Origin of the sequence: Pedobacter sp. W3I1 (assembly GCF_030816015.1) — a bacterium.
Lineage (GTDB): Bacteria > Bacteroidota > Bacteroidia > Sphingobacteriales > Sphingobacteriaceae > Pedobacter.
In genome coordinates this window covers 4204128-4215843 of the sequence record NZ_JAUSXN010000001.1, presented here as the reverse complement: position 1 = coordinate 4215843, position 11716 = coordinate 4204128, and the positions used below count along the sequence as shown (strand labels likewise).

8 protein-coding genes and 1 pseudogene are annotated in these 11716 nt (G+C 43.2%); 3 read left to right on the top strand and 6 right to left on the bottom strand.

Annotated elements, in window-relative coordinates; genetic code table 11:
* Positions 1-40: 40 nt before the first annotated feature.
* Positions 41-1480, top strand: a complete 1440-nt coding sequence (locus tag QF042_RS17250; RefSeq protein ID WP_307530623.1) for an alpha-L-fucosidase — start codon at positions 41-43, stop codon at positions 1478-1480.
* A 30-nt stretch (positions 1481-1510) separates the two neighbouring features.
* Entirely contained in the window at positions 1511-2635 is a 1125-nt protein-coding gene (locus QF042_RS17245) for a glycoside hydrolase family 105 protein (RefSeq protein ID WP_307530622.1), read from the top strand.
* A 60-nt stretch (positions 2636-2695) separates the two neighbouring features.
* On the opposite strand, the gene QF042_RS17240 is transcribed toward QF042_RS17245, so the two are convergent.
* The 3 genes from QF042_RS17240 to QF042_RS17230 all read right to left on the bottom strand — a co-directional run bounded on the left by QF042_RS17240 (position 2696) and on the right by QF042_RS17230 (position 6084).
* Complete coding sequence (locus QF042_RS17240) at positions 2696-3574, bottom strand: helix-turn-helix transcriptional regulator (protein ID WP_307530620.1); 879 nt, start codon at positions 3572-3574, stop codon at positions 2696-2698.
* Positions 3575-3742: 168 nt separating this feature from the next.
* Positions 3743-4162, bottom strand: a complete 420-nt coding sequence (locus QF042_RS17235; protein WP_307530618.1) for a discoidin domain-containing protein — start codon at positions 4160-4162, stop codon at positions 3743-3745.
* A gap of 14 nt (positions 4163-4176) precedes the next feature.
* Positions 4177-6084: a beta-galactosidase family protein gene (locus QF042_RS17230; RefSeq protein WP_307530616.1), complete on the bottom strand. Its 1908-nt coding sequence runs from the start codon at positions 6082-6084 to the stop codon at positions 4177-4179.
* 287 nt (positions 6085-6371) lie between these two features.
* On the opposite strand from QF042_RS17230, the pseudogene QF042_RS17225 reads away from it, so the two are divergent.
* Positions 6372-8440: pseudogene (locus tag QF042_RS17225) on the top strand (alpha-N-acetylglucosaminidase).
* On the opposite strand, the gene QF042_RS17220 reads toward QF042_RS17225, so the two are convergent.
* From QF042_RS17220 to QF042_RS17210, 3 genes are read right to left on the bottom strand one after another with little or no spacing between them, the layout of a single operon-like run.
* Entirely contained in the window at positions 8382-8924 is a 543-nt protein-coding gene (locus QF042_RS17220; RefSeq protein ID WP_307530612.1) for a LacI family DNA-binding transcriptional regulator, read from the bottom strand. The pseudogene QF042_RS17225 and the gene QF042_RS17220 overlap by 59 nt on opposite strands.
* Complete coding sequence (locus QF042_RS17215; RefSeq protein ID WP_307530610.1) at positions 8894-10339, bottom strand: right-handed parallel beta-helix repeat-containing protein; 1446 nt, start codon at positions 10337-10339, stop codon at positions 8894-8896. The genes QF042_RS17220 and QF042_RS17215 overlap by 31 nt, the downstream gene beginning before the upstream one ends.
* Positions 10340-10367: 28 nt before the next feature.
* Positions 10368-11696 carry an IPT/TIG domain-containing protein gene (locus QF042_RS17210; protein WP_307530608.1) on the bottom strand — a complete coding sequence of 443 codons (1329 nt, stop codon included), beginning with the start codon at positions 11694-11696 and terminating at the stop codon, positions 10368-10370.
* Positions 11697-11716: the final 20 nt, after the last annotated feature.

The following is an 11716-nucleotide window of genomic DNA, read 5'->3' as shown; positions in this document are numbered from 1 at the left end:
AAAACAAAGATTAATAATTTCAATTTCTTAATAAAATAGTATGATAAAGAAACTTAGCTGTCTGCTTTTGATATTTATTTTTTCTGTTACCATTGTAAAATCTCAACAGCAGGTATCAAAAAACGACAAAATGGAATGGTGGCGGGAAGCCCGCTTTGGGATGTTCATCCATTTTGGGGTATATGCCCAGTTGGCTGGCGAATATAACGGACACGAGCAAAGCCGTGGCGGTGCAGAATGGATTATGAATCGGATGAAAGTACCAGTTGCCGAATATAAAGCAATAGCGAAACAATTTAATCCGGTAAAATTCGATGCTGACCAATGGGTGAAAATGGCCAGGGATGCAGGAATGAAGTATCTGATCATCACCGCCAAACATCATGATGGCTTTGCACTGTTTGATTCTAAGGCAAGTGATTGGGATATTGTTGATGCCACTCCCTATAAAAAGGATTTGCTAAAGCCTCTTGCAGCGGCCTGTAAAAAATACGGCATCAGATTAGGCTTTTATTACTCACAGGCGCAGGATTGGGGCAATGCGGGCGGATCAGCAGCGAGAAAGTTAATGGCAGAGGGCTGGCCAAATCCTGACAGCACTAAAATAAACAGTTATACCCAGGAACATAAAGGGCATTGGGATCCGGTACAGGAGACAGCGACTTTCTCTCAATATATTGATCGGGTTGCCGTGCCTCAGGTAAAAGAGTTGATGACCAATTATGGTGATGTTGCCGTATTGTGGTGGGATACGCCCACAAACATGACCGATGAGGCTGCCTTAAAATTAAAGGAACAATTAAACTTACAGCCCAACATCATCACAAACGACAGGTTAAAACGCCCTAACTTTCCGGGAGATACTAAAACGCCGGAACAGAAAATTCCGAATTTAAGTGAGCTTGATGGCAAAGACTGGGAAACATGCATGACCATGAATGGTACATGGGGATTCAGGAATTCGGATACCAACTGGAAATCGTCGGTTACCCTGATCAGGAATTTAGTAGATATTGCATCAAAAGGAGGTAACTATTTACTGAATATTGGACCAAAACCAGATGGGTCTTTTCCAGAGGCGAGTGTTGAAAGGTTAAAAGACCTGGGCGCATGGATGAAAATATATAGTGAGGCCATATATGCTACACAGGCCAGTCCCATCCAGTCGCAACCTTGGGGCAGGGTTACCAGAAAAAATCTTTCCAATGGAAATACCACCTTATATTTTTCTGTTTTCGAATGGCCAAAAAACGGCGAACTGCTGGTGAAAGGCTTGTCGAATGAGCTGATATCCGCGCAGTTATTGAACAACGGAAAAAAAGCAGACTGGAAAAGAGATAAAGATCAGCTAACATTTAAACTCCCGCTTAATGCACCAAATCAGGTCGCCAGTGTAATTAAAGTGGAAGTAAAAGGCAAAATGCAAACCTGGTACGAAGGAACAGGAAAAGAAAAAATGAAAACGGGAGCGATAGATTAAGCTTTTTACTGACCAAATTAAAACACGTATATGAAAAAAAATATTGTGATCCTGGGACTGCTATTTGCGCTTCCGTATATAGTTTTTTCTCAGTCTGCCGATTTAAAAAAATGGCCTAAAGGTATTTCACCAGAAGAAGTAGGCCGCAGGGTTGCCGCCAGGTTTGTAGCCACTCCGCACACCAATTTTAACAAACCAAGCCCGCCCAGGGTAATTACATATGCAGAAAGCTGTGCCTGGTATGGTGCACTGAAGTTCGCCAAAGCATCGGCTAATAGTAGTTTGAAAAATGAGTTGATCAAAAGATTCGATCCTATGTTCGCTCTGGAAGCTGGCATGATTCCTCCGGTAACCAATGTGGATTATGCGGTTTTTGGATCCGTACCGCTTCAGCTCTTTATACAAACAGGCGACAAAAGATACAAAGAAATGGGGCAAGCTATTGCTGATAAACAATGGGCTACGCCAGATTCTGGCGTAAAGGTTACCCCAGCCCAACAAGCAGCCTTTAAAAATGGTTATACATGGCACACGCGGATGTGGATAGACGATATGTTTATGGTTACCACACTACAGGCACAAGCTTACCGGGCTACGAAGGATGAAAAATATATCAATAGGGCGGCTAGGGAAATGGTATTGTACCTGGATTCACTTCAAAAACCAAACGGTTTATTTTATCATGCACCGGATGTTCCTTTCTTTTGGGCCAGGGGCAATGGATGGATGGCGGCCGGTATGGCTGAAATGTTAACCTCCCTGCCGGCAAACAATCCCGATCGCCCCCGGATTATGAAGGGCTATGAAACGATGATGAGCGCATTATTGGCCTACCAGGCACCATCGGGTATGTGGAGGCAATTGATAGACGAGCCTAAATCCTGGGAGGAGAGTTCGTCAACCGGAATGTTTGCTTATGCCATGGTTGTAGGCGTTAAAAAAGGTTGGCTAGACAAAGAAAAATATGCTCCAGCGGCAAGAAAAGCCTGGCTAGGGCTCGTATCTTACCTGGACGAAAATGCCGATGTGAAGGAGGTGTGTGAAGGCACTAATAAGAAAAACGATAAACAATATTACCTCGACCGTAAAAGGGTAGTGGGCGATATGCATGGGCAGGTACCGATTTTATGGACAGCTGCGGCATTAATAGAATAATGGTTGACTAAATTTCAGATCTGTATTTTTCACAGGGATAGGATGGCATCCCTGTGAAAATTATATCGTACCCTGTGAAATGAATTCCCGCTGGTAGCTTAACGGACTTTTTCCAGTAGTGATTTTGAAATATTTATGAAAACTGGCCATGTTGTTAAACCCACTTTCATAGCATAACTGTTTAATATTGAGCTTGTTCTCGATTAATAAACGACAGGCATGTCCTACCTTTATTTCGGTTAAAAACCTGGAATATGTTTTACCGGTTTTAGATTTAAAGTACCTGCAGAATGAGTTTGGACTAATGACCGCTACATTTGCAATTTCTTCCAGGTGTATTTTCCTCCTGAAATTTTCTAGTGTGAAATTGTATATCGCATTAATCTTAATATTGGAGGTTTCATCATAATCCTGCTTAAAACCGATGGAAGAGAGTTTAACCGTTTGGTTGCAGTTGGCAATCAGGTTGAGTGCTTCCATTAATAATATGATACGGGAAGCCCCCTCTGATTCCAGCATCTTTTCAAGAAGGTCTGCTACTTTTACCTTAATTTTACCATTTACCTGTAAGCCCCTTCTGCTGCTTTCTAATAACGATTTAATGGCCTTGTTTTCTGGTAGATTCAGGAACTGATCTCCCCAAAAGTTTTCGCTAAAATGTGCAACCCTAACGTCGGCCTGTACTTTCGGTTGATCTTTGAAATAACAATCGTCAAATCTCCAGTAATGGGCCAGATGAGGGCCAACCAACACAATATCCCCTGATCTAAAGCTTTTGATATTGTCGCCAATAAATTGCGTGCCCACACCTTTTTTTAGATGGATGAGTTCAATCTCCGGATGATAATGCCATTTGTTGTTCATGTAAGGAACCAGGTCCCTCCTCACGCTAAAAGATTGCGTAGGTGTTGTTGAAACTTTTAGTAATTGCGGTTTCATATCTGATTAGGTTTATATTCGGTCTATTAATATACCACACAATTAGATATCGTTTTGTGGTTATGCCAATATTGTTGAGTCATTGGGTAATATTTTCCTGTTAGGAGATCTTATTCTTTTATTCGTAAGAATAAAGGGCTAAATCTCATCAGGAATAGCATTTACCCATTATAGCCCATTAAATAATTTTCCGGCCAGATAGAGTCTGAAGTCCTTAATCCTGCCGGTTTCCATATCCTGTCGCGGCAATACTTTTATACCGCTAACTCTGGTCTGCGCGCCCAGATCAATAACCACCTGATGCGGGTGTTTTGGACTGTGCTCTTTCCATTGGCTATGCCAGATACTCGTATATTGAAGATCAAACACATTTTCTGATTTACCATCCTGGCTTTTCAGCTCTTCACTGTCTGCATACACCACCTTCCATAAATTTCTTGGAATTTGTCTGCCATTTTCGTCCAGAAGTTCCAGCTCGGCGAGTGAAGTAAATGTATCTTCGGCAAAGTTGTTTAAGGCTTCAAGGGCTATATACCTGCCAGTTTTTAATGGAAAATTAAAAATCTGCCAGGAAGCAGAATTTTGCATTGTTCCGCTATAAATCAGTTGCTTAAATTGTTTCCAAACTGCTGTCCTGCTTTACGATGGTTGCTGCTGATGGCTTTCACCTCAGTAAGGCTATCGAGAATCGGTTTTTCTAATCCCTGTAAACGTGCTGCAAACGGGCGATGGAGATCCAGAACGACGACCTCGTTTTTCCCTGCATGTAACCATACGCCCGGAACATACATGGTTTGAGTAGGCCCAATATTCCAGTAACGGCCAAGGCAGTGTCCATTGATCCAAACCACACCTTTTTTAAACCAGCGCATGTCCAGGTAAAAATCGTTTTTGTTTTTAGGAGTAAAAGTGCCTTTATAAAAGGCTGGTTCGTTTAGTTTGCCAGCTGTTCCAATGGGCTTATACCTAAATGCCGGATTTCCTTCACCTAAAGGAATAGTGTAATGTTTCCATCCTTTCAGTTGCAATTTCGAAGTATTGGAGATGCGGTAAACCTCACCCAGTAAACCTTTACGGTCGTGCATGTACTCCCCGAAGTTTACGCGGCCCATGGCTTCTACCAGTATACGGAGTCTGGTGTTTTTAGCTAATGCAGGCAGATTGATGCGGTGCTCATTTTTCATTCTGTTCAATACACCTATCAGTTTCTGATCCAGGTATACTTCTGCATAATCATGCACTTCTCCAAGGTCGAGTGTACTTTTCGCTCCGGCAGGAAGGGTGGTTTCATAAGCCACCATTCCGTATCCCTGGCCCAGATCTTCCATGTTTAAGGTCGTATCAGAAAGTATAGGTTTGCCCAGTTGTGCGAAGATGGGGGCAACACTGGTTAGGTTAAATGCTGCGATTTTTTGTACCGGAATAGCTGGGGGTACGTCGGGTAGCACTTCTCCTGGTTGAAGATGCTTTTTCAGCATCTCACGTAAGGCATAGAATTTAGCATTGGCTGATCCATTTTCGCTGATGGGGGCATCGTAGTCATAACTGGAAGTTTCTGGTACGTATGGTTGGCAATTGGCTCCCGCCCATAAGCCGAATGAAGTTCCACCATGGATCATATAGATACTGAATGAAGCTTGCTGTTGGAGCATGTATTCCAGCTCTTTTACCATGCGCTCAGCTGAACCGGTATGGTGAGCATTGCCCCATGAATCGAACCATCCGGGATAATATTCACCACACATTAAAGGCCCTTCGGGCTGAACCTCGCGTAAGGCTTTAAAACCGGCTTCGGGATTGCTGCCGAAGTTCACCACTGCAAAGAGGTCTTTCTGGACATCATTTTTTAGCTGGACCACTCCGTCGCAGGTGAAAAACGGAACACCGAATTTGGCTTCTTTCAGGTAGTCTCTGAGTTTTAACAGGTAATCTTTATCGTTCCCGTAACTGCCATATTCGTTCTCTACCTGTACCATCAGGATTGGACCACCATGAGTGATCTGCAAGGGGCTTAATACACGTCCAACTTCTTTCAGATATAAACGACTGCGTTCCAGATAGTAAGGATCCTGTGTGCGCAGTTTAATGTCTTTCTTTTGCAACAGCCACCACGGGAAACCACCAAATTCCCATTCGGCACAAGAGTAAGGGCCCGGGCGTAAAATCACATACAATCCTTCCTCCTGGGCTATTTTACAGAATTCGGCCGCATCAGCCTGTCCTTGCCAGTTGAATTTGCCTGGCGTAGTTTCGTGGAAGTTCCAGAACAGATAGGCACAAACGGTATTCAAACCAACGGCTTTTACCATTTTTAAGCGCTGCCTCCAGTAAGCTTTTGGGATCCTGGCAAAATGCAGTTCGCCACAACGGATCACGTATGGTTTACCGTTTAGAACAAAAGATTCTGTACTGATCTTAAAAGGTGCCGCCGCTCCCTGTTGTGCTAAAACCGATGGGCAATAGGAGGCGGATAGAATACAAAATATAAAACCAATTAGTTGCTTTTTCATAACTGAATGATGGGAAAACACAAACATTTGGCACAATGCTAATCAAAAAAAGAATGAATAAAATAAGGAAAAATTACACAATCGATTGCGGTACATCAAACAATCGATTGTGTAATTTTCAGGGCCTTTCGAGCCATATTCTGCTCAGCTTTTTACAATTTATTTTAATTAGTTTCGGTCTTTTTGAAATAGAAAACTGAATAATTTTATGCGAAAATTTACCTGTTTACTTTTGTTTTTAATCCCATTAAGTCTTTTGGGGCAGCCGTTTTAAGCCGGTACAAGAATTGATGAAGCGAAGAACACCATGGTTATCAAATCAGGTGGTTTTTAAGCAGCTCAAAAGCGATCAGAAGGATGTGTTTGAGTTGAAGAGTATAGGAAATAAACTGATCATTAGTGCTTCCGGTGCCAATGCTGCGGCAGTTGGATTGAATTGGTATTTAAAATACTATTGTAACCGCTCCATGTCGCACATGGGCGATAACCTTTCGGCGGTATATCCAATCCCCCAGGTGAAAGAGCATGTCCGCGTTGAGGCACCTGCCAAATACCGTTATGCCTTAAATTATTGTACGTATAACTATACGATGAGCTTTTACGACTGGAAAGATTGGGAACATGAGCTCGACTGGATGGCTTTAAATGGCGTTAACCTGATGCTCACTGTAAATGGCATGGAAGCAGTATGGCAAAATACGCTGAAACAGATCGGTTATTCTGATCAGGAGGTTAACGATTTTTTAGTGGGCCCCGCTTATACTGCATGGTGGTTGATGGGAAATATACAGCGTTGGGGAGGTCCGATGCCACAAAGTGAGATCGATGGACGTAAAGCTTTACAGCAAAAAATGATGGCCAGGATGAAAGAACTGGGCATAACACCGGTATTACAAGGGTTTTATGGTATGGTACCCGGCTCTTTGAAAGAGAAGGGTAAAGCACAGATTATTGACCAAAAAACCTGGGGTGCATTTAAACGGCCTGATATTTTGGTTCCTGACCGGCCCGATTTTTCCAGAATAGCTGGGATATATTACAGTGAGCTCCGGAAAGCATATGGAAAGGATATTCGTTTTTTTGCAGGCGATCCTTTCCATGAAGGTGGGATCACTGAGGGTATAGATTTAAAGGCTGCAGGCAGATCTATTCAACAGGAAATGCAAAAGGGTTTTCCCGGATCAACCTGGGTTCTTCAGGGCTGGCAGGATAATCCCAAACAGCAAATGCTCGATGGACTTGATAAGTCGCATGTGCTGGTACAGGAACTGTTTGGCGAATTCACCAATAACTGGGAGAAGAGAAAGGGTTACGATTCTACGCCATTTATCTGGAGTGTAGTGAATAATTTTGGCGAAAGACCAGGTTTGTACGGGAAGCTGCAACGTTTTGCCGATGAGGTAGACAGGATCAGAAAAGGCCCTTACAAGGATGTATTAAGCGGTGTAGGAATTATGCCTGAGGGACTGAATAACAACCCTCCGGTATATGACCTGATGTTGGAGCTGGGTTGGCGAAAAGACCATGTAGAGGTTAAAAACTGGTTGAGCGGTTATACCAAATATCGCTATGGAAACTCAAATGCCCATATTGATCAAGCCTGGCAGGGTTTTCTGGAAACCATTTACCAAAGCATACCCGGTTACCAGGAAGGTGCAAGTGAATCGGTGTTTTGTATCCGTCCGGCGCTTGATACGAAAGCCGTTTCCCGTTGGGGCACCCGGGTAAGAACCTATGATCTTCAGAAATTTAAAGAAGCAGCCCTTGAATTTGCAAAAGCGGCACCAGAATTTAAACATTCAGATACCTACCAGATCGACCTGATCAATATCTTAAGGCAGGTTTTGGCAAACGATGGCGAGGAGGTTTTTCAAACCATGGTTAAGGCATACCATGAGAAAAATACCGGGCAGTTTATCAAAGTGTCTGCTCAGTTTCTGGACATGATCCGTTTAACTGACGATCTGTTGTCTGCCCATCCTTATTACCAGTTAAATACTTACAAAACTCAGGCATTAAACCTGGGGAAAACAAACGAAGAGAAAAAGTTGAACATACGCAATGCGATGATGCTGATTACCTATTGGGGAGAGAATAATCCGGCCGAAGATAATCTGCATGATTATGCATATAAGGAATGGGGGGCTTGATGAAGGATTATTACCTGGTAAGGTGGGAGATGTATATCAAATATTTACAGAACCAGCTTCAGGGTAAAAACATGCAGGCTCCCGACTTTTTTTGGTGGGAGCGCGCATGGGTAGAGCAGAATATGGAGCTTAAAGGAGATGGACAGGTTAAGCCCCTATCTGAGGTAGTTGCTGAAATTCTAAAATTGAAAACAGGTGTTCAATAATCTGATGAGACTGATCGCTAACGATATTCCTGCTGTCTAAAATGGCAACAGGAATATTGTACTTTCTGAGCTGTTCAATCTGCTTTGAAGGTACTTTAGGTTTGCTAAGGGCAATCAGAATACCATCTACCCTCAGGTTCATCATGTTTTCGAGAATCTGTCTTTCCTGCTCCGGTTTCTTAAATGACTGACCAAAAATTACATTGTAATTTCTGTTATGAGAAAAGCGCTCGATTTTACTGAGGATGGAACAGTAAAGAGGCTCTGCAATGTCGGGCAGCACAACGCCAACCGTAAAGGTTTTTCCCTGTTTTAAGAATATTGCATTTTGATTGGGATGATAATTCAGCTCTTTCGCAATTTTATTGACCCTCATCGTAGTAACGAGGCCAATACTGGGGTGGCCTTTGAGTGCTCTTGATACCGTTGAAGGATTAATCTTCAGCCGTTTGGCTATATCTTTGATGGTAGGGATCTTTTCCATTTTTTTAGGCGGTTAGCGTAAAACTTTGAGTTGACGATTTTTAAGGTAGAGTGGGTATCCTGACCGCTGGATTTTTTCCAGGTCCCGAAATCAGTGATTGGACTGCCACTAATACTGTTCCAGATCCATTGTGGCTGTCCGGTGCTAAAATAGCTATTATGGTCAATGAGGTTATGACTTCCGGTTGTGGTGTATTTATGGACAAGAACATCTTGAGGTCCTGCATAAACGCGGTTGTATTTGATCACGTTACTATCGCAGTGTTCAGTCAGCCTGATTTCGCCCTCAATTTCTCCAAATGCTCCTAATACGCGGTTGTTCTGGAATAAAGTATTATTCAATATGGAGCAGTTTTTAGTTCCGGAGATGGTGTAATTTAAATAATCACCCAGGTAAATGCCGGTGCGGTAACAATTATAAACCAGGTTGTTTCTAACCGTGGTAGTTCTTGTAGGATAAATATTGCTTTCGCTAATCAGACCGATTCCTCTGTCGCTTTCATAAACGATATTTCTTTCGATCAGCGTATTGGCCCCACCGCAAACATAAATGGAGATTGCACCGTATCGATCGGGGCCCCATGTTTCAGGTGTTTTGGTCATGGTGTTATGGTGAAAAATATTATCGCTGATGACCCCGTTGCGGGCATAGTTGGTGGCTATAGCTCCATTAGGGTTAAGGCCGTCGCCACCAGCTACAATAATCCCAATGTTCTCGGTATCATATACTTTATTATTCCTGAAAATAAAGCCATCTATATTTCCGGCGAGGGTTACGTTTTCACTTGTTCCGGTTTGCGTATCGTGAATGGTACAACCGGTAATCGACAGGTTTGTGATGGGGGTATTGCTGTTCCCGATGGCGAGTATGGCATGTCCGCTTCTGCCCTGGGCAAGTGTCGTGGTGTTTTTGATGTTGTAAATGTTGCAGTTTTTAATAGCAATGTGCTGCCCGCTACCATAAATTGCAATACCTTGAGGATCTGTGTTGACCAAAGCACTGTGTAGGTTGCATATGTCAAAACCATCGATGGTTACCCAACTCATGTTATTGATCGTAACCAATGCCTGCCATCCGGTAACCGCGATTTTGCTGCCATCAATAATTGGTTTTTCTTTTGGACAGCTTTGAAGGCTGATAGGTTTGCCTGGTGCTCCTGATTTGGGGAATTTTACCTGCTGATGGTAAGTTCCGCCGCGCACCACTACCTGATCGCCGGGTGCAGCTTGGTTTAATGCAGCATTAATGGTTTGAAATGGAGCGCTAATGCTTCCGGCATTGGTATCTGAACCATTAACAGATACATAATATTTATGGGACTTCTTTTTAATTTGAAATGTAGCCGCAAATGTTTTATTAACACAGACCAGAGTCTGTGCTAATAAAAATAGGCCTAAAAAACAGTAAAATTTCATGTAATATTGAAATTAGGTCTTGGTTAAGTTATTCGGAAATGATTTTTCTGATCCTGTTGTTGTTTTTGTCCAGTACATAAACGGTTCCGTTCTTGTCTACTGCAACGCCGCCAGGTGCACTGAAAGAAGCCTGCAGGCCAGATCCATCTGTGTAGCCGGCCACATTGCTTCCGGCAAATGTGCTCACCTGATAAGTATTTGCCTGGATTAAGCGGATACTTTGATCAGGATTGCTGGTGCTACCACCGCCGGTTCCGTTGCCTGCGACGTAAATATTGTCGCTGCTATCAATGGCAATTCCCCATGGATAAGCGAATTGCGCCGATTTCGGTTCGCCGTTTAAATAACCTATTTTGTCCTGTTGCCCTGCAACAATGCTTCCCTGCCAGGTACTAGCATTAAATTTTCTGATGACCTGATCGCCATGCGCAGATACAAATAAATTACCTGCATGGTCGAATTTAATCCCTGCAGGATAATTGAGGCCCGAAACGACTTCCTTATTGATGCCCTGCGCATCGATCTGATAAACGCTTCCAGGACTGGAGCAGCTCGCGTAATAGACTTTACCACTGCTTTTGTCAAAAGCAATGCTCCAAGGTGCCTGACTGCCAAAACCCCATGTCTTGGCTTGTCCATCAGGGGTGATCATTCTGATGTCCCAGTTGCCAGGGTCTACGCAATACAGGTTTCCACTGCCATCAATGGCAAGGTCATAAGGCAACAAGAAATTTGCTGCGGCGCCTTTACCATCTGCATAACCAGCGAGAGCAGGATTACCTGCCAGGGTACTCACGTTTCCTTCCGGATCGATTTTACGGATACAATGGTTACCAGGATCAGCTACATAGACGTTGAGTTGGTCGTCTACCACGATGCCGGAACTTCTGTACCAGTTTTGACCGGAAAAGTTAAATGAGGCATCTGTTCCTTTGCCGTTAGCAAATCCGGCGTTACCAGAACCTGCAAGGGTTGTAACTGTCCGTGTGTATTCATAATTAAAAATGGCCTCGCTTGAAGTTTCATTGTTTTCTATCTTCACTTTTATTGGGCCCGATTTTGATTTTTTCGGCACCACTACCATGATCTGTGTAGCGCTGGCTCCAATTACTTTAAGCGGCAGGTCATTCAACACCACAGATATTTTGGAGAGATCAGTAGTAAAGTTGGTTCCGGTAATGAGTACTTCCGTGCCACCACCACCTTTTTTGGGAATAAAATCTGAAATAACGATCGGAGAGGACGGGTTATAACCGTCAGTTTTATCTTTTTTGCAGCCTGCGATCAGGAGCAACATGCAGATCGTGAAGCTGAACAGTCGCGGACGCTCTGCCATTATATTGATGAATCTTTTCATGTAATTCTTATTTAAATACA

What these genes read in the sequence shown, in the direction of transcription:
- QF042_RS17250 (WP_307530623.1), top strand. Translation starts at nt 41, where the DNA reads ATGATAAAGAAACTTAGCTGTCTGCTTTTGATATTTATTTTTTCTGTT.
- QF042_RS17245 (WP_307530622.1), top strand. Translation starts at nt 1,511, where the DNA reads ATGAAAAAAAATATTGTGATCCTGGGACTGCTATTTGCGCTTCCGTAT.
- QF042_RS17240 (WP_307530620.1), bottom strand. Translation starts at nt 3,574, where the DNA reads ATGAAACCGCAATTACTAAAAGTTTCAACAACACCTACGCAATCTTTT.
- QF042_RS17235 (WP_307530618.1), bottom strand. Translation starts at nt 4,162, where the DNA reads ATGCAAAATTCTGCTTCCTGGCAGATTTTTAATTTTCCATTAAAAACT.
- QF042_RS17230 (WP_307530616.1), bottom strand. Translation starts at nt 6,084, where the DNA reads ATGAAAAAGCAACTAATTGGTTTTATATTTTGTATTCTATCCGCCTCC.
- QF042_RS17220 (WP_307530612.1), bottom strand. Translation starts at nt 8,924, where the DNA reads ATGGAAAAGATCCCTACCATCAAAGATATAGCCAAACGGCTGAAGATT.
- QF042_RS17215 (WP_307530610.1), bottom strand. Translation starts at nt 10,339, where the DNA reads ATGAAATTTTACTGTTTTTTAGGCCTATTTTTATTAGCACAGACTCTG.
- QF042_RS17210 (WP_307530608.1), bottom strand. Translation starts at nt 11,696, where the DNA reads ATGAAAAGATTCATCAATATAATGGCAGAGCGTCCGCGACTGTTCAGC.